The sequence below is a fragment of the Gammaproteobacteria bacterium genome (assembly GCA_041395725.1).
Classification (GTDB): domain Bacteria; phylum Pseudomonadota; class Gammaproteobacteria; order Pseudomonadales; family Pseudohongiellaceae; genus NORP240.
Genome location: JAWKZW010000001.1, coordinates 1078626 through 1095423 on the forward strand (window position 1 = coordinate 1078626; position 16798 = coordinate 1095423).

The window sequence follows — 16798 nt, forward strand, 5'->3', positions numbered from 1 at the left end:
GACTTATTAATTAGCGATGAATTTGGATAGTCTAAATAGATGGTTAACCCTGATAGCAAACGTCGGTGTACTCGCGGGCATTTTCACAGTTGCTCTTGAGCTTTCCCAAACGCAAACTGCGATGCAAGCAGAAGCCAGCTCAACACGCTCGCAGATGGATATGAATAACAGAAGGTTAAGCTATGACTTGGGGATTAGAGATATCGCGCAGAAATTATCAACAGGTCAAGAACTAACCGCCGAAGAGATAAGGCGCGTCAATCTGCGGGAAGCAACAATGCTTCGCTATTTCGAAAATTTGCACTACCAGATGGAAATTGGGGTACTTGATGAGCAGATCTGGGATGCTAATCTACAAGCAATCAGCAGCTATTGTAATTCGCCATTATTTAATGCCGCTTTCCCCAATTGGGAAAATGGAGCATCGAGGGCATTCCGGATGGACTTTGTTAATCTGATAAATTCGTACTGCACAGACTAAAATCTGTTTAAATATTATGACCAGACCGGCACATAACAAACAGTTCAATGGGACGGCCTCACCACACTTGGTTTGCGGATGGCTTCGCCATCTTATCCGCAAACCAAGCGCGGCGAACCCGCCCCTTAAGCAGGGCGTTGAGGCTGTAGAAAAACCCCTATACCGTTCGTTCTGATATATAATGTAGCCCTCACAGACAAAGAGGCTTTTCTGTTGCCTAACTTCAAACATTACGATTACAACCAGTCTTCTATGGTTGTCATCAACTACGAAGACCAGCTCCAGCCCGGTACTTTCGAGCACACCATCCACCACCTGATCGATAACAAGCTGGACCTGTCCGTTTTTCATCCCAACTACCGCAATGATGACAATGGCCGCCCGGCCTACGACCCGGCGATTCTGCTGAAGATCATCCTCTTCGCCTACTCCAAGGGCATTACTTCCAGCCGCGAGATACAGTGGTGCTGCGAGACCAACATCCTGTTCAAGGCTCTGTCCTGCGACAGCGTGCCCCACTTCACCACCATCGCGCATTTTGTCAGTACCCATACCGATGAGATCGAAGCCCTGTTCGAACAGATTCTGCTGGTCTGCCACCAACAGGGGCTGCTGGGCAATGAACTGTTTGCCATCGACGGCTGCAAGATGCCCTCCAATGCCGCCAAGGAGTGGTCCGGCACATTCAAGGAACTTGAGGAGAAGCGTGACAAGATCCGGCGTCGCATCCGCCATCAGTTAACCGAGCACCGGCGCCTGGACAAGCAGGATCCGGACAACCAGGCCCGGGTTGAGCGTTCGAAACAGACCCTGGAAACGCTCGATAAGGCCTGCGACCGCATCGACCGCTTCCTAAAGCAGGCGGCCCCAAGGATGGGACAAGGTCGCCGGCGCAAGGAAGTGAAGAGTAATATCACCGACAATGAAAGTGCCAAGATGACCACCAGCAAGGGCACGATCCAGGGGTATAACGGGGTTGCAACGGTCGACGGCAAGCATCAGGTCATTGTGGACGCCCAGGCTTTTGGGGAAGGCCAGGAACACCATACCCTACAACCGGTTATCGAGGCAGTCCGGGGACGCCTCAAGAAACTCAAGATCAACAGGAACCTCAGCAAGACCGGCACGGTAATCACTGCTGATACTGGCTTTGCCAATGAAGCCAACATGAAATACCTGAAGGATAACGGCCTCAATGCCTATATCCCGGACAACCAGTTCCGCAGCCGCGATCCCCGCTTTGCGGATCACAAAAACAAGTACGGCAAGAAGCCGGCAGTAACCGGCAAGCCCTGGGGCGGAGACAAGAAGAAGGCCGTTATCCCCGGCAGTGAGTTTACCTTTGATGCCAAGGCGCTGGTCTGCATCTGCCCCCAGGGAGAGACGCTCAGCTATAACGGAACCCGCACCAATGCCCAGGGTGACAAAGTGGCTTACTTCGAGGGACGCTTATTACAATGCCGACACTGTCCGAGGAAGAAGGCTTGTATGCACAACCCGGAATCCGCTGACCACCGAAAGGGGCATGGCAGGCAGGTGTCCTTTGTCCTAAAGCAAGCCGGCAAGCGGGAGTCCAGCACCCCGTATACCGACTGGATGAAGGCCAGGGTTGATAGTGAGCAAGGTAAGGAAATTTATGGGCACCGGATGTCGGTGGTGGAGCCGGTGTTTGGTAATATCGGAACCAACAAGGGTTTGAATCGGATCAGTCTGCGAGGCAAACGCAAGGCGCAGGGGCAATGGCGCTTGTATTGCATGGTTCACAATATTGAGAAGTTGATGAATTACGGGAAGCTGGCGGCATCACCGTGAGAGGATGAGCGAATATCTGATCGATCTGGGTAAATTCAGATGGAAACGTCAAATACAAACGAATCGATAAATGGTCATAGGTAGAGAGACAATAATACCAGCTTGGGAAGGCCTGACTTGTCAGTCGGTTTTTCTACAGCCTCGTTAATGTGCTTGAGTAGCGGATATGCTCATTATTTCTAGAATCATTTTGGTCTTGATTTCGATACCAACCACAGTCTTGCTAGCTCAGGGTTTAGTTCTTTCAACGCTCAACCTCATCGCATTTGAACAACGTGATAGCAGTATCCTCCTGATAGCAATTTGTTGTTATCTTGGCCTTATTGGATTCTTGGGGCTTATCCGACTTACTTTCACCAGGCAATTGAACCGAATAGGTGAGAGATATGTTTATCTCTCTTTGGCTTCTGGAATTGCGTCAGTCACACTGTTGATGAACTTTTCCTCATTTGCCCTAATCGCTATTTTGTACAGCGCGATATTACTCTTGCTTACTGCATATGCTTTTTGGCGTTGGCACATTAACAAGCAGCTCCAAAGCGACGCGTTACCGCGCGCTTGAGCCGAGCGTTATGCAGCATCCCAAGTAAAAGCCAGCATTTGACTTCTGTCACGTGACGCATTACATTTGCTGGCATGATTAAGACTTTCGCAGACAAGCACACCAAGTCTCTATACGAATCAGGAAAGTCGAGGAAATTTCCACCAGACATCCATGCTCGTGCTTCGCGCAAACTGGAATACGTCAATCTTGCCACAAGCCTTGATGACCTGAAGGTGCCGCAGGGTAATAAACTGCATAGACTGACCGATGATCGTGAAAGGCAGCATGCTATAGCGATTAATGACCAGTGGAGAATCTGTTTCCGATTTGAAGATGGTGATGCTTTCGATGTTGAAGTCTGCGATTACCATTAGTGAGGTGTGTTAAATGACGATTAACAATACAGGAATGAAACGAAAGCCCACTCATCCGGGGGAAATGCTGCGGGAGGATTTTATGCCAGATTACGAGCTAAGTGTCTCGGGCCTGGCTGAAGCGTTGGGTGTATCGCGGCAGTCAATCAATGAACTATTGCGTGAGCGCCGTGCGGTAAGCCCGGAGATGGCTATACGTCTTGGCCGTCTATTTGGTAACTCTGCTGAGTTCTGGCTCAATGCTCAGCGCGCTTTAGATTTGTGGGAAGCCAACCATGCGCTCAAATCTGAAGTTGCCCGAATTCGACCGCTAAATGCTGCATAACCATCAATTCCACGCGACCAGCAAAGCTGGCGCGTGAATACGGGCGTTATGTTTCTAGTTGGGACCCGTGGCCTCTGATAGATAGGAACGACATGAAGTTTGATAAACTGAACGAGTGGCTTTCCGTGGCTGCAAATATTGGAGTAGTAATCGGAATTATCTTTTTGGCATTGGAAATTCGTTTCGCAAGAGATTCTATTAATCTCCAACTACTGAATGCGTCAACGGGTGGCTACCAGAGTATCAATGAAATATTGCTGTCAAATGGCGGAGCAGCAGGAGCACTTGCGAAGGGTTTGTACAATCCGAATACCCTAACCGATGCAGAGGTAGTTCAGTTCTCGATGTTCCTATTAATGTTTCAGAACAATGCAAGGAATTTGCGGGAATTGTGGTTGGACGATCAAATAGCAGAAGAAGATTTCCGGTATGCAGTTAGGCAGTATGCATCTCTTTTGAATACGCCCGGAGGGCGCTTATTTAGAGAGAATTGGCCCCGGTTTGAAACAAGCGGAGTTGCAGAAGATATTGCGCCGTATGAAGACGCACCTCCAATGTTGAATTTTATTCTTGATAGAATTCCAGAAGAGATAGGTGTGAATTAGTACCGAGAAAACGAAACATAACAATCAATTCAAAAAGGAAAATGGCGATGCCATTTCCTATTAATACGGGCGTTATGTTTCTTTCAATATTCAGTGCATCCTGTAATCAAAAAGGTAATCTGTGAAAGTGAAACTAGATTCGATAAATAGGTGGCTGACGCTAATCGCTAACTTGGGTGTTTTAGCAGGAGTCATATTTCTAGTAATTGAGCTTAGACAGAACAACGTTATTGCAAAAGCTGAAACTCGGAGCGAAATGTCACGTATTTCTGTTGAAAATACAAGAATGTACCAAGACCCGTTTGCGATTGCCTTGTTCTCAAAAGTGAACAGAGGGGAAGAGTTAACCCTTGAAGAACGGGGATGGCTATTATTGGCCTATGAGAGTGAATTTAAGGCTTGGCAGAATATTTACTATCAATATCGGGTTGGACTATTTGATGAGCCTGAGCTTGAGGCTTACCGAGGAACTTGGAGAAATCGGTTTCGTGGCTGTAGACCATTAGTTTTGCGTTCGTACTCCAGCACCCGATCGCAGCTGGAACCCAAATATCGTGAAGAAATGGATAGCATTCTTGAACAATCAAATTGTGATTAAACAAGGTGCAGGCGAAACATAACAATCAAATCAATCAAGGACAGGGCTGGCGCCCTGCCCATTATTCAGGGCGTTGAGGCTGTAGAAAAGCCCCTATACCGTTCGTTCTGATATATAATGTAGCCCTCACAGACAAAGAGGCTTTTCTGTTGCCTAACTTCAAACATTACGATTACAACCAGTCTTCTATGGTTGTCATCAACTACGAAGACCAGCTCCAGCCCGGTACTTTCGAGCACACCATCCACCACCTGATCGATAACAAGCTGGACCTGTCCGTTTTTCATCCCAACTACCGCAATGATGACAATGGCCGCCCGGCCTACGACCCGGCGATTCTGCTGAAGATCATCCTCTTCGCCTACTCCAAGGGCATTACTTCCAGCCGCGAGATACAGTGGTGCTGCGAGACCAACATCCTGTTCAAGGCTCTGTCCTGCGACAGCGTGCCCCACTTCACCACCATCGCGCATTTTGTCAGTACCCATACCGATGAGATCGAAGCCCTGTTCGAACAGATTCTGCTGGTCTGCCACCAACAGGGGCTGCTGGGCAATGAACTGTTTGCCATCGACGGCTGCAAGATGCCCTCCAATGCCGCTAAGGAGTGGTCCGGCACATTCAAGGAACTTGAGGAGAAGCGTGACAAGATCCGGCGTCGCATCCGCCATCAGTTGACCGAGCACCGGCGCCTGGACAAGCAGGACCCGGACAACCAGGCCCGGGTTGAGCGTTCGAAACAGACCCTGGAAACGCTCGATAAGGCCTGCGACCGCATCGACCGCTTCCTAAAGCAGGCGGCCCCAAGGATGGGACAAGGTCGCCGGCGCACGCAAGGCGCAGGGGCAATGGCGCTTGTATTGCATGGTTCACAATATTGAGAAGTTGATGAATTACGGGAAGCTGGCGGCATCACCGTGAGAGGATGAGCGAATATCTGATCGATCTGGGTAAATTCAGATGGAAACGTCAAATACAAACGAATCGATAAATGGTCATAGGTAGAAAGACAATAATACCAGCTTGGGAAGGCCTGACTTGTCAGTCGGTTTTTCTACAGCCTCGTTATGCAGCAAATTCAAAATTCAGAGTTGACCTCAGGATAGAGACAACGTGAAAGTAAAGGACTTAGTTAAATTGCTTGAAGATGATGGTTGGTGTCTTGACCGAACTAAGGGAAGCCATCGACAATTTAGACATCCATCTAAGGCCGGGACAGTTACCGTTGCCGGAAAGCCAAGTATTGATGTACCTCCGGGAACACTGAATGCTATTTTGAAACAGTCAGGATTGAAAAGTTGAGGACTCAAAGATGAAATATGCGGTAGTGATTGAACAAGGTGCTCAAAGTTATGGTGCTCATGTACCCGATCTACCAGGGTGTATTGCCGCTGGGGAATCCAGAGAAGAAGTGATTCAACTAATTCGAGAAGCAATTGAGTTTCATATCGAAAGCCTCAGAGCCAACGGTGAGCAAGTACCTGCTGCCTCCTCCAGCGTTGAATTCATAGACGTTGCAGCATAACAATCAAATCAAAAAGGAAGCAGTTTGCTACACTCCAGCTTGTGAATGGCCCACGGCCATTTTGTCACAAGCTTCCGTTCCGAAAACTGCTCCTATTATTACAGGCGTTATCTGTACCATCTAGCATGGTGCCGGCCTTGACTATACATACAATGTAGTTACACTATATCCCATGGCTCATCTAGCATTCGAGTGGGATCCGAAAAAAGAGGCGTCAAACGTCTCAAAGCACGGCGTTTCTTTCGCAGAGGCTCAAACAGCTTTCACCGATGAATTTGCACGCCTCATTCCTGACCCTGACCATTCCGCTAATGAGGACAGATTCATTCTCCTGGGAACTAGTATCAGCCCTGATAACGTAAAATATTTTTCGCACATTTTTTTGAAGGGGGTGGCCCCGGTCTGTTAAAACTGTAATCGCCAAACCACAGTACAGACCATAAGGAAGCCACCCATGAAAAACGATAACACAAAACCTTTGAGCAAGGTGATACGTATCGACGAGAGCGAGATCCGCGGCCATCTGGATGAGATGGTTAGGGGAACCGTTGAAGAGACATTGAATGCCATGCTTGACGCTGAGGCTGATGATCTCTGCAATGCCCAGCGTTACGAGCACTCCCCGGACCGCATTGATTCCAGGGCCGGTAGCTACAAACGGAAACTCCACACGAAAGCCGGAGAAGTCGAGATCAAGGTGCCGAAATTGCGGAAGCAGACCTTTGAGACAGCAATAATTGAACGCTATCGACGCCGGGATATATCCATCGAGGAAGCCATTGTGCAGATGTACCTGGCTGGGGTTTCAGTTCGTCGCGTGGAAGATATTACTGAGGCGCTGTGGGGCACCCGGGTTTCGTCAGGCACGGTCTCCAATCTCAACAAGAAGGTCTATAAGCATATTGAACGCTGGCGTAGCCAGCCCCTTGAGGGGGATTTCGCCTACGTATATCTGGACGGGATCGTGCTCAAGCGCAGCTGGGGCGGCGAGGTGAAGAATGTCTCGGTGCTGGCGGCCATTGGTGTAGACAGTGACGGCTTCAGGCGCATTCTGGGCGTCTCTGAGGGGCATAAGGAAGACAAGTCCGGTTGGCTGGGCTTCCTCAAGGAGCTGAAGAAACGCGGATTGAAAGGCGTCAGGCTGTTTATCTCAGATGCCTGTCTGGGCCTGATCGAGTCACTTGCAGAGGTCTATCCGGACGCGGACTGGCAACGCTGTGCTGTTCATTTTTATCGCAATGTATTCTCCCATGTGCCTAGTGGCAGGGTCAGAGAGGTAGCGGCCATGCTGAAGGCCATTCACGCCCAGGAGAGTCGTGAGGCCGCTGAGAATAAGGCCAGGGATGTCGTTGAGAAATTAAAAGCGATGAAGCTCAAAGTGGCAGCAGAGCTGGTAGAGAACTCAATTCATGAAACTCTGACCTACTATGCTTATCCACCGCAGCATTGGCTGAAGCTGAAGACCAACAATCCGATGGAACGGCTGCTCAAGGAAGCTAGGCGCAGGACCAAGGTAGTCGGTGCTTTCCCGGATGGTCACTCTGCATTGATGCTGGTGGCTGCTAGGCTTCGGCATGTTTCTGCCACGTCTTGGGGAACCCGCAAGTACATGAACATGGAGTTGCTGAGGGAGATGGATCAGGAAGCAATACACTCAGCAGCCTAACCAAAAACCGGGACTGCCCCTGAAGAAAAAGTGCGAAACATTTTTGACACTACCTCAGCCCTCGGCTCTTAGTTGTTTGCCATTGTGTTCGTTCTGGAGACACCATTCGCATCATTTCTGCTCACAAAGCTCAGAAGCAGGAAAGAAAGGTTTATGAGGGATTTAGAAATGCGTAAAAGTTATGATTTTTCAGATTCGGTAAGAAATCCTTATTCGAAAAAACTTAAAAAGCAAATTACGATTCGACTTGATGAGGATACTATTGGGTATTTCAAAGAACTAGCTGAAGCAAAGGGGATTCCGTATCAGAGCCTAATTAATTTGTATCTGAGGGATTGTGCCCAAGAACAACGTGACTTGAAACTTCAGTGGAAATGACAGATAACAATCAAATCAAAAAGCAGTCTGCACGGCTGCCATTGTGAATGGCCTTCGGCCATTTTTTCACAATGCCATCCGCACACCCTGCTTCTATTATTACCGGTGTTATGCAGCTTGACAGTGTTGCGCAACGCGCTACACTGTAATCCATGATTAAGACTTTCAAGCACAAGGGATTGAGGCTGTACTACGAGACAGGTAGTACCCGTGGCATTCAGAGCAAACATGCCAGCCGACTGCGAATGCAGTTTGCCGCTATGGATAGCGCAATGGAAGTCTCAGATCTCGACATTCCTGGATACAAATTACATCCACTCAAAGGTGACCGAAAGGGCATCTGGGCTATATCGGTTAGTGGCAACTGGCGGTTAACCTTTGAGTTTCGTGATGGTCAAGTGTATCTGCTTGATTACGAGGATTACCACTAATGGCTATGTACAACCCGCCGCATCCCGGTGAATTTATTTATGCGACTTACATGGAACCATTCGGCATAAGTTGCAGATTTCTGGCTGAGAAGCTGGATGTTTCTCCATCTACCTTGAACAGAATACTCAAACTGCAAAGTGGCGTGAGCCCAGAGATGGCTCTTCGTCTTTCCAAAGCTTTAGGGCGCAGCCCGGAAAGCTGGCTTTCCATGCAGGATACCTATGATCTGTGGCATCTAGGCAAAAGCCTGAAACTGGACAGGGTGCAGAAGGTTGAGCTCTCAGATGCATAACAATCAATGGCACGCCACCAGCTACGCTGGCGCGTGAATACGGGCGTTATGTGCAGAAAGGGCGATGAGGGATTTTCGTAACATAATTCAATCTGAAGCGAGGGAGATTGATCGGCTTCATAAACAGATCCATGTCACATATGAAGCTAGAAGCAAAGATCTTGGGGCCTGGAAGGAAGCATGTGCAGCTTTCCATTCTCACGTTTCCGCGATCGATCCGTTGATCGAACGGATTTACGAAGCATTCGAGCTGAATGATGAGCTAGTCGAGTTCTCAGTCACTTTTCTGGAGCTGGACCCAATGTTCCTCCGTTCGGGCTATATCAAAGAAGAAATGCTCCGTAAGCTAAAACGCTCGGCATTGTTGGAAAAGCGGAAAGAGCGCCTACGCGCAGTTCTAATTGATGCTGTAAATAGCAGAGGTACTCGCGAATTTCGGAGGTACTGTCGTCTGCTTCCAAAAGTTTCTAGCCCTAGGCTGATTGCGGCGCTGGAAACTGCCAATCAGTTCGGCGAAGGTTCGCGAAAACACCGTGCGGCGGTAATGTTGGGCTACGCAGATGGAAGCAGCACATAACGAATAAGGATATGTCGCGCGGCCCAGCCGCGACATATCCAATTGTTCACCAAGCCCGGGGTTGATTCTCTTTATAGGAAATAAGTCGATTTCAGAATAGCGTCAGAAAACAGTTGTGTACCAGTCGATTTTCTTGAGGGCGAGCACCATCCTCGCCTCTGCGGACGGCCGCGGACTTCTTTTAAACTGAATGGCTAGTCCTCCATGTCAGTGAATGGCGGGCCCTTGTTGGTCAGGACCGGCTAGCCTGACGGACGGCGAATTCCACAAACCGACATCGTTCCCCGGCAGCGGGGACAGACAAATACCGCTTTGTGGCTTTGGGCCTGCGGGGCGATACCAACCCGCAGCACCCAGTGCACCAGCTTGAGCAATGGCCTGGCATTACCGTGCAGAAAGCCATAGTCCCGTGCCCGGCGGAAGCCCTTGAATCAGATCTAGAGAATTCACATTAAGTGATATGGAGGCCATAATTGCCAATATCGTCGAGCACAACTTGCTTCCTACATTGCACACACCTGGGAGCCGAGAATGGTGGCCCGAAGGTCAGAAGGATTTTCCTAGTGACTTTGTGGAACTAATTGATAATCGACAAGGATGACATCGAAAACTAGTGAAAGCGAAACATAACAATTAAATCAAAAAAGGAAGCAGTTTGCTACACTCCAGCTTGTGAATGGCCTGCAGCCATTTTGTCACAAGCTTGCGCTTCGCTAATTGCTCCTATTATTACGGGCGTTAGCTTTTCTCGGTCAAGTCAGGTGATGCCATTAGGCACACATGCATGTTAGAATTATCCGCATGAAAGTGCTCAATTGGAATGCGGAGAAAAATCAGGAACTTATCGAGAAGAGAGGTATCTCCTTTGAAGATGTGTCTTTCTTTTTGCAGCAAGGCGCTCTCCTCGACGATCTAGAACACAGCAATTCCGAGAAATATCCAGGCCAACGAATTTTCGTGCTTGAAATAGATAACTACGTCTATCTTGTCCCATATGTTGAGAACGAAGACGAGATTTATCTAAAAACGATTATTCCGAGCCGAAAAGCAGCGAAACAGTATCTTGGAGGAAGCAATGAGTAAAGTGAAATTGGGAAAAGAAGAGAACCACATCCTCAAAGAATTCGAAGCCGGCAAATATAAATCGAAGCTGAGTAAGAATCGTAAAGAATTCTTGCGCTCTGTTGCGGATGAGACGTTCAAGAAAGATAAGAGAATCAATATACGTATTTCAAGGCGCGACCTTGAATCCATTCAAAGAAAAGCTCTTGAAGAAGGCATACCTTATCAGACGCTGGTATCTAGCATTCTTCATAAATATATTTCAGGCAGCTTAAAGGACACGGAAGCTAACAATCAAATCAATAAAGACAAACCGCTTCGCGGTTAGCCCTATTATCACGGGCGTTAGGCATCAGGAGAGGGCGAGTGCCAGTCAAGATTATTCATCTCAGTGCAAATGACGTTGCATTGTTGCAATCTATAAATGCGATGTTCGGTGAGGTATTTGATGACAAAGTGAGCTACTCCAGCAACAAGCCGTCGTCAAGCTACCTTCAAGCATTGCTTGGAACAACTAACTTTATTGCGCTTGCTGCCGTTGATGGAGAAAAAGTTGTAGGTGCTATCGCTGCGTATGAACTGAAGAAGTTTGAACAGGAAAGAAGCGAGATATACATCTATGACCTCGCGGTAATTTCGACTTTTCGCAGAAAGGGTGTTGCCACGGCCCTTATCCAAGAGCTAAGGGCTGTTGGCGCTGCACGCGGTGCGTATGTGATCTACGTTCAAGCCGACAAAGGCGTAGAGGATCAGCCAGCCATAGAGTTGTATTCAAAGCTGGGCACCATCGAGGATGTGTTCCACTTCGATATTGCAGTTGAGGACGACAGGAAAAATGCCTAACAATGCACTGCTGCCGGAAAAATCCTCCGCTGCGCTCCGAATTTGCCGCAGAGTGCGGCGTTAATGTCCTCGCATTGGTTTAAAAGCCTCAATGAATTATAGTTTTCCTTATTATATCTAGCCCAGTATTATCGGGCGATAAAATCAACAGCCTGCTAGGAGTCGTCTCACAGAATGTACCAAGAGTTTAAATTCAGAGTAGTTGAGTTAACTGGTCTTTCTAGGGATGCGATTCATATATATGTCGGATTGTTTGTTTTCTTTTCGTTTATAGCAGTATTTCGGAAAGGAAAAGTAGAGCCGGTCGCCTTGATTCCGGTTCTATTCATCACAGTTTCAATGGAGATCGTTGACCTGTATGACAACTTTCGCACAATGGACTCTATGTATTGGGGGAATAGCGTTCATGATCTGGTGAACACTGTTCTTTGGCCAGTGGTGATTGTGCTCTTGGTGAGGTTCAATCGTGCGTTTAGGCACGAAACATAACCAACAAATTAATTAAGGGTGCCGCAAGCTGCACCCATTATTGAGGGCGTTTTGTGTATAGGCCAAGTAAGTACAAAACCTAAATATGTGAATGGACTATGGAAAATTTTCAGTTCGCGGGACTAGCTATAATTCTATTAGGAGCAGTGCCTTGTTATCTGCTTGCTCAACACATAGAAAAACACAAGCACTGGGGTCTTTTTGCAGGCTGGGACCCATCCAAAATTTCAGATGAGGATGCATATGGAACGCAACTGTGCAAAGGTATTCGAGGCTTCTCGATCGCATTTGGGCTGGGCGGTACCCTACTATTCTTAAATTTGGCCAGAGGAGAACTCATGATCGCTGGAGTCGTTATACTGTCCGCTTTACCTATGTTCTACTATATCGGTATAGCGAAAAGCCTGTATGGAAAAAGGCCCCCTGGCAAATAGGCATAAATGATAGATCGTACCAAGCGACACATAACAAATCAAAAAGCGCTACGCGCACTCTTTATTAAAAGCGTAATGTTTCCAGGCTAGCAAACTGCAATCGGAGAATGAGGAGGCCATTGGTGAATTGGGATGCAATTGGAGAAATTCTTGGAGCAACCGCTGCTATCGCGACCTTAATCTATTTGGCCAAATAGATTCGACAGCAGAACAAAATTGCAAAACTCGAATATGCTAAGGCAATCTATCAGGATTTCGCTGATATTAGCCATTCAATTAGCAGCAATGGTGAACTTGCTTCGATAACTCGACGAGGGGACGCAGATCCTGCGGACTTGGACAATGACGAAGCCCGCCGATATCAGATTACAGTTTTATCAGACCGGGGCCACCCCGTTCAAAGAATGTGCGAAAGATAATTGACGTTATCCCTAAAAAACCATTGCCGTCGTCATCACTCTTTCAGCCCTCTCCTTGATTTCGGTCGCAACAGCGAATGGATCGCCGTTGACGATTTCATTCCTGTACAGCTCTACCGACAGGGCGCCGGTGTAATCCTTGTCCGCAAGTTTTCGTATAATCGCATCCAGCGGTGCGATGCCGTCCCCCGGTATTACCCGGTAGCTGTTGTCTGTTAACTCCCTCGGCGCGTCCAGCAGGTCTTGAAAGTGACAATGGGCCAATTCCCCCGGTTCAAGCAGATCCAGATCTTCCAGCTTACTCAACCCGGACCAGAAGTGAAAAAAATCGATCATCATTCGAATGTTGGGGTGATCCGCAGCCCGGGTCACATTGAGTGCCGACGTCAGGGTAGCAAGATGCGTCGAGGTGCGCATGAACTCGATCATGCAGGTGAGGCCGTATTGGCCTGCGATGTCAGCGGCTTCCCTAACGCTGGCCGGTGTTGCTGCGAAATCCTCCGCAGTGACCGGGCGGCTGGTAACTGATGCTGAATAGAGTTTGTCCAATCCCAGGGTGGCGTATTGATAGCAGCGCCTGCGCCATTCCTCCAGAGATGCCCCGCGCTCCGGCCCGGGAATCCACAGGTCAGGCAGGCCCGTTGAGGCACAGACCGGCGTCATGCCGAGGTCGTCGAGCAGCGCCCGCGCGCCTTGCAAGGTATCGTTCAAAAGGAATTCGTCAAGCATTCCACCGTTGAGCTCGACGTACTCGATGCCGGCGCGGGACCAGCCTTCCAGCGATCCCCTGAATCCGGCGGCACGTGAGGTGCTTTGATGCATAGCGAACAGCATCTTCCCCGCGGGAGCGGACTGCGAAAAGGCATCTCTGCCTGAAAGCACAAAGGGTGTCACCAGAGAAGTTTTGAGAAAGTCGCGTCGAGTGGGCATGCTGAGAACCTTTTTTTATCTGTCAGTCGTGAACTCGCCAAACACAGCACACCGGACAAGGTGTTTCTATGCCATACCGGAGTGGCGGGTGTTGGCCTCTTAAGCGGTCCAGCTGATACGGCACCGGACTGGCAATAACATCAAGTCGAAGTCCCTTTCGGCACTATGTCATTGGCAGTGTAGCTCAGAGAAGCGCCAGCGTCTTGTCGGCAACAGGATTCCGTGCCGGGATGTATCTGCGATCAACTTCGGTTGGTCTACGGTAGACGGTCGCGGCAAATGCTGATGCCATGGAGGGCAAGTAAACAAAATACCACCACCAGCATAACCGGAGTACAACGGATTGACGCTCAAACCCCTTGCGCTGTTGAAGTGCTTCCAGTGAACGCGTTCCTTCTTCAAGCTGGCAAAGAAGCTCTCTGCTACCGCATTTTCCCAGCCGCCTCCCTTGCGGCTCATACTGCCTACAAAGCCAATGGCCTTTAGCAGTCGCCAGTATGACTTGCTGGCATACTGCGAGCCGCGGTCTGAATGCACAATCAGTCCCGCTGGCGAAGTGGCTCTGGAAAGCATCGACGTCGAAGAAGAAGACCTCATCAAGCTGGAATGCACGCTGACCAAGCGCCGGGAACCGGCGGCGTAGATGGCGCGACCGGCGAGACTGTCTTCATCCGCCTTGGTGAACTCGAGCAAGAAGACTGATAACCAAGTAACCCAACCTCGTATTTCGGGTGGACCTGCGCGGCTCCTTCGGGAGCCGCCTCTTTTTAGCTTTCCCCAACCTGATTGATTGCTTTCTATAACTCGATGGGATGTCCGGGATCAGTCCATGAAGCCGTTACAAGCCCGATGCCCGGGTAGCGATATGAGTGAGTGACAGCCGTTGATCCGGGACAGCAGACGGCAGGAGAGGAATGACAGTAACGAATCACTGTCTATTCAGCAGCACCTTTTTTGTAACAAATAGTTCATCCAGTGTTCAAATACCTGAAATATTACGGCACTAAGCTTCGGGCAGGCATATCAGCAAGCAAGGTACGACTATGACGAAGCGACCTGCTCTCAAGGTAAGAAGTATCTGGATCTCCGATATTCACCTGGGGTTCAAGGGTTGTCAGGCCGATGCCCTGCTGCACTTTCTCCACTCGGTCGAAGCCGAATACCTGTTCCTGGTGGGCGATATAGTCGACTTCTGGAGTATCAGGAAAACCCCCTATTGGCCCCAGTCACACACCAATGTTATCCGATCGATTCTCGGTAAAGCCAAGCATGGCACCCGGGTTATCTACATTCCCGGCAATCACGATGAAGTCATGCGGGACTGCGTGGGGCACAAGTTCGGTAATCTGGAAATTCACCGGGAGTATATCCACACCACTGCCGACGGCAGAAAACTGCTGGTTCTCCACGGGGACGAATTTGATGTGGTGGTAAAGCACAGTCGCGTACTGGCCAAGCTGGGCAGCTGGGCCTACGATCGTCTCCTGAGCCTGAACTACTATATTAACCGCGCCCGGCGCCTGTTCAGATTTTCTTACTGGTCATTGGCTGGCTATCTGAAAATGAAGGTCAAAAACGCGGTCAACTTCATAGGTAGCTTTGAAGACGCGTTGATTCATATTGCCAGGGAACATGACGTTGACGGTGTGGTGTGTGGTCACATTCACCACGCTGAGATCCGCACTATTGAAGGACTCCTCTACTGTAACGACGGCGACTGGGTTGAAAGCTGCTCGACACTGCTGGAGCATCATGACGGCAGACTGGAGCTGAAGCACTGGCTGCGTGAATTCCCCCAGGTGCACTCGTCAGGCTCTCCAGTGGAGCCGGACATGCCGGTTGATGCACTGCCGGGCAAACAAAGAGCTGCCTGATCAAGGAACCGTCTTGGTGAAAATTCTTTACGGGGTACAGGGTACCGGAAACGGCCATATCACCCGCACCCGCATGATGGCAAAACACTTCGCACAACGTGACGATGTCGAAGTGACCTACCTGTTTTCGGGGCGGGGCAAAGATAGCTATTTCGACATGGCAGTTTTTGGAGATTACCTGTGTAGACAGGGATTGACCTTCTACGTCGACAGCGGAAAGCTTAATTATCTCCGGACCCTGCGACACAATAACTTCGTTGCCTTCGTCCGGGAAATGAGAGCGCTTCAGCTGCAGCTGGATCAGTTCGACCTGGTGATCACCGACTTTGAGCCGATCACGGCCTGGGCTGCCAGGCTGGGAAAGAAAAAGCTGCTGGGCCTGGGACATCAGTACGCGTTTGCATACAATATCCCGCGTGAAGGCGAGAATTTTATCAGCCGCCTGCTGATGCGGAATTTTGCGCCGGCGAACAGTGCGTTCGGACTCCATTGGGACAGCTTTGGCGGCCTCATACTGCCACCTATTGTTGATCCCGATCTAACCAGGCGGGCGGGAGCCCTGCACCGGGAAGCGGAAAAAATTATCGTCTATCTGCCGTTTGAGAACCAGCAGCTGGTGACTGACCTGCTGCAGCAGATACCTCACTACCGGTTTTTCCAGTACTCGGCCGAACTGACAGACAGTCAGGTCAGCAATGTCAGTCTGCGCAAAACCTGCCATGAAGGTTTCGTGAACGACCTGTGCTCCTCACGGGCAGTACTCTGCAATGCCGGCTTTGAACTGGTCAGCGAAGCCATCCAACTGGGACTGGACATACTGGTCAAACCCCTGCAGGGACAACCGGAACAGCTATCCAATGCCGCCGCACTGGTAGAACTGCAACTTGGTCGGCGCCTGGATCAACTTACTCCACAAGGGGTCAGTGACTGGCTCAGCAGCCTGACTGGGTCAGGCCACACACCCGCGCCGAGTCCCTATCCGGACGTGGCGAAATCCCTCGTCCACTGGATCATCGACCCCGATAAATGCCAGGCCGAAACCCTGGCCAAAAGACTATGGTCGGAATACCGGAATTCTGTCCCGGGCGAAACCGTGGGATCGCAAGCTGAGCCCCGTGAGGCCCACTGCTGACAACCT

At 49.6% G+C, this 16798-nt stretch carries 21 protein-coding genes and 3 pseudogenes; 22 read left to right on the forward strand and 2 right to left on the reverse strand.

Annotated features, from left to right (window positions below):
- The first annotated feature begins 16 nt into the window (after positions 1-16).
- From R3F50_04765 to R3F50_04855, 19 genes and pseudogenes are all read left to right on the forward strand, one after another.
- Positions 17-481 carry a hypothetical protein gene (locus R3F50_04765; GenBank protein ID MEZ5489617.1) on the forward strand — a complete coding sequence of 155 codons (465 nt, stop codon included), beginning with the start codon at positions 17-19 and terminating at the stop codon, positions 479-481.
- 213 nt (positions 482-694) lie between these two features.
- The gene (locus R3F50_04770) at positions 695-2293 is read left to right on the forward strand and encodes an IS1182 family transposase (protein MEZ5489618.1); all 1599 of its coding nucleotides are present in this window, start codon (positions 695-697) and stop codon (positions 2291-2293) included.
- A gap of 636 nt (positions 2294-2929) precedes the next feature.
- Positions 2930-3211: a type II toxin-antitoxin system RelE/ParE family toxin gene (locus tag R3F50_04775; GenBank protein MEZ5489619.1), complete on the forward strand. Its 282-nt coding sequence runs from the start codon at positions 2930-2932 to the stop codon at positions 3209-3211.
- Between the two features lie 13 nt (positions 3212-3224).
- Positions 3225-3536 (forward strand): HigA family addiction module antitoxin, encoded by a 312-nt coding sequence (locus R3F50_04780; GenBank protein ID MEZ5489620.1) that lies wholly within the window; start codon positions 3225-3227, stop codon positions 3534-3536.
- Positions 3537-3628: 92 nt separating this feature from the next.
- Entirely contained in the window at positions 3629-4141 is a 513-nt protein-coding gene (locus R3F50_04785; protein ID MEZ5489621.1) for a hypothetical protein, read from the forward strand.
- 127 nt (positions 4142-4268) lie between these two features.
- Positions 4269-4739: a hypothetical protein gene (locus tag R3F50_04790; protein MEZ5489622.1), complete on the forward strand. Its 471-nt coding sequence runs from the start codon at positions 4269-4271 to the stop codon at positions 4737-4739.
- A gap of 149 nt (positions 4740-4888) precedes the next feature.
- Positions 4889-5566 (forward strand): annotated as a pseudogene (locus tag R3F50_04795) (transposase).
- A 286-nt stretch (positions 5567-5852) separates the two neighbouring features.
- Positions 5853-6041, forward strand: coding sequence for a type II toxin-antitoxin system HicA family toxin (locus R3F50_04800; protein ID MEZ5489623.1), 189 nt, complete (start codon positions 5853-5855; stop codon positions 6039-6041).
- Positions 6042-6051: 10 nt separating this feature from the next.
- Positions 6052-6264 (forward strand): type II toxin-antitoxin system HicB family antitoxin, encoded by a 213-nt coding sequence (locus R3F50_04805; protein ID MEZ5489624.1) that lies wholly within the window; start codon positions 6052-6054, stop codon positions 6262-6264.
- A 172-nt stretch (positions 6265-6436) separates the two neighbouring features.
- Positions 6437-6673 (forward strand): BrnT family toxin, encoded by a 237-nt coding sequence (locus R3F50_04810; GenBank protein ID MEZ5489625.1) that lies wholly within the window; start codon positions 6437-6439, stop codon positions 6671-6673.
- Between the two features lie 45 nt (positions 6674-6718).
- Positions 6719-7930 (forward strand): IS256 family transposase, encoded by a 1212-nt coding sequence (locus R3F50_04815; protein ID MEZ5489626.1) that lies wholly within the window; start codon positions 6719-6721, stop codon positions 7928-7930.
- Positions 7931-7992: 62 nt separating this feature from the next.
- Positions 7993-8106: pseudogene (locus R3F50_04820) on the forward strand (BrnT family toxin).
- Positions 8099-8308: a BrnA antitoxin family protein gene (locus tag R3F50_04825; protein MEZ5489627.1), complete on the forward strand. Its 210-nt coding sequence runs from the start codon at positions 8099-8101 to the stop codon at positions 8306-8308. Before R3F50_04820 ends, R3F50_04825 begins: the two are co-directional and overlap by 8 nt.
- A gap of 152 nt (positions 8309-8460) precedes the next feature.
- Positions 8461-8739 (forward strand): type II toxin-antitoxin system RelE/ParE family toxin, encoded by a 279-nt coding sequence (locus R3F50_04830; GenBank protein ID MEZ5489628.1) that lies wholly within the window; start codon positions 8461-8463, stop codon positions 8737-8739.
- On the forward strand, positions 8739-9032 hold the full coding sequence (locus tag R3F50_04835) for a HigA family addiction module antitoxin (GenBank protein MEZ5489629.1): 294 nt from the start codon (positions 8739-8741) through the stop codon (positions 9030-9032). Before R3F50_04830 ends, R3F50_04835 begins: the two co-directional genes overlap by 1 nt.
- A 64-nt stretch (positions 9033-9096) precedes the next feature.
- Positions 9097-9609 carry a hypothetical protein gene (locus tag R3F50_04840; GenBank protein ID MEZ5489630.1) on the forward strand — a complete coding sequence of 171 codons (513 nt, stop codon included), beginning with the start codon at positions 9097-9099 and terminating at the stop codon, positions 9607-9609.
- Positions 9610-10410: 801 nt separating this feature from the next.
- Positions 10411-10692, forward strand: a complete 282-nt coding sequence (locus tag R3F50_04845) for a BrnT family toxin (protein ID MEZ5489631.1) — start codon at positions 10411-10413, stop codon at positions 10690-10692.
- Positions 10685-10999 (forward strand): hypothetical protein, encoded by a 315-nt coding sequence (locus tag R3F50_04850; GenBank protein ID MEZ5489632.1) that lies wholly within the window; start codon positions 10685-10687, stop codon positions 10997-10999. The genes R3F50_04845 and R3F50_04850 overlap by 8 nt, the downstream gene beginning before the upstream one ends.
- A gap of 38 nt (positions 11000-11037) precedes the next feature.
- Positions 11038-11514 carry an AAC(3)-I family aminoglycoside N-acetyltransferase gene (locus tag R3F50_04855; protein ID MEZ5489633.1) on the forward strand — a complete coding sequence of 159 codons (477 nt, stop codon included), beginning with the start codon at positions 11038-11040 and terminating at the stop codon, positions 11512-11514.
- Between the two features lie 1354 nt (positions 11515-12868).
- On the opposite strand, the gene R3F50_04860 is transcribed toward R3F50_04855, so the two are convergent.
- Together R3F50_04860 and R3F50_04865 are read right to left on the reverse strand one after the other, a co-directional pair.
- Positions 12869-13786, reverse strand: a complete 918-nt coding sequence (locus R3F50_04860) for a sugar phosphate isomerase/epimerase (protein MEZ5489634.1) — start codon at positions 13784-13786, stop codon at positions 12869-12871.
- A gap of 168 nt (positions 13787-13954) precedes the next feature.
- Positions 13955-14341 (reverse strand): annotated as a pseudogene (locus R3F50_04865) (hypothetical protein).
- On the opposite strand from R3F50_04865, the gene R3F50_04870 reads away from it, so the two are divergent.
- The 3 genes from R3F50_04870 to R3F50_04880 all read left to right on the forward strand — a co-directional run bounded on the left by R3F50_04870 (position 14262) and on the right by R3F50_04880 (position 16792).
- Positions 14262-14429: a hypothetical protein gene (locus R3F50_04870; GenBank protein ID MEZ5489635.1), complete on the forward strand. Its 168-nt coding sequence runs from the start codon at positions 14262-14264 to the stop codon at positions 14427-14429. The pseudogene R3F50_04865 and the gene R3F50_04870 overlap by 80 nt on opposite strands.
- A gap of 400 nt (positions 14430-14829) precedes the next feature.
- Positions 14830-15660: a UDP-2,3-diacylglucosamine diphosphatase gene (locus R3F50_04875; GenBank protein ID MEZ5489636.1), complete on the forward strand. Its 831-nt coding sequence runs from the start codon at positions 14830-14832 to the stop codon at positions 15658-15660.
- 16 nt (positions 15661-15676) lie between these two features.
- On the forward strand, positions 15677-16792 hold the full coding sequence (locus R3F50_04880; GenBank protein MEZ5489637.1) for a glycosyltransferase family protein: 1116 nt from the start codon (positions 15677-15679) through the stop codon (positions 16790-16792).
- The last annotated feature ends 6 nt before the right edge of the window (positions 16793-16798 follow it).

Excerpts from the sequence above, each read along its gene's own strand:
- R3F50_04765 (MEZ5489617.1), top strand. The coding sequence starts at position 17 with ATGAATTTGGATAGTCTAAATAGATGGTTAACCCTGATAGCAAACGTC.
- R3F50_04775 (MEZ5489619.1), top strand. The coding sequence starts at position 2,930 with ATGATTAAGACTTTCGCAGACAAGCACACCAAGTCTCTATACGAATCA.
- R3F50_04780 (MEZ5489620.1), top strand. The coding sequence starts at position 3,225 with ATGACGATTAACAATACAGGAATGAAACGAAAGCCCACTCATCCGGGG.
- R3F50_04785 (MEZ5489621.1), top strand. The coding sequence starts at position 3,629 with ATGAAGTTTGATAAACTGAACGAGTGGCTTTCCGTGGCTGCAAATATT.
- R3F50_04805 (MEZ5489624.1), top strand. The coding sequence starts at position 6,052 with ATGAAATATGCGGTAGTGATTGAACAAGGTGCTCAAAGTTATGGTGCT.
- R3F50_04810 (MEZ5489625.1), top strand. The coding sequence starts at position 6,437 with ATGGCTCATCTAGCATTCGAGTGGGATCCGAAAAAAGAGGCGTCAAAC.
- R3F50_04815 (MEZ5489626.1), top strand. The coding sequence starts at position 6,719 with ATGAAAAACGATAACACAAAACCTTTGAGCAAGGTGATACGTATCGAC.
- R3F50_04825 (MEZ5489627.1), top strand. The coding sequence starts at position 8,099 with ATGCGTAAAAGTTATGATTTTTCAGATTCGGTAAGAAATCCTTATTCG.
- R3F50_04830 (MEZ5489628.1), top strand. The coding sequence starts at position 8,461 with ATGATTAAGACTTTCAAGCACAAGGGATTGAGGCTGTACTACGAGACA.
- R3F50_04835 (MEZ5489629.1), top strand. The coding sequence starts at position 8,739 with ATGGCTATGTACAACCCGCCGCATCCCGGTGAATTTATTTATGCGACT.
- R3F50_04840 (MEZ5489630.1), top strand. The coding sequence starts at position 9,097 with ATGAGGGATTTTCGTAACATAATTCAATCTGAAGCGAGGGAGATTGAT.
- R3F50_04845 (MEZ5489631.1), top strand. The coding sequence starts at position 10,411 with ATGAAAGTGCTCAATTGGAATGCGGAGAAAAATCAGGAACTTATCGAG.
- R3F50_04850 (MEZ5489632.1), top strand. The coding sequence starts at position 10,685 with ATGAGTAAAGTGAAATTGGGAAAAGAAGAGAACCACATCCTCAAAGAA.
- R3F50_04860 (MEZ5489634.1), bottom strand. The coding sequence starts at position 13,786 with ATGCCCACTCGACGCGACTTTCTCAAAACTTCTCTGGTGACACCCTTT.
- R3F50_04870 (MEZ5489635.1), top strand. The coding sequence starts at position 14,262 with ATGGCCTTTAGCAGTCGCCAGTATGACTTGCTGGCATACTGCGAGCCG.
- R3F50_04875 (MEZ5489636.1), top strand. The coding sequence starts at position 14,830 with ATGACGAAGCGACCTGCTCTCAAGGTAAGAAGTATCTGGATCTCCGAT.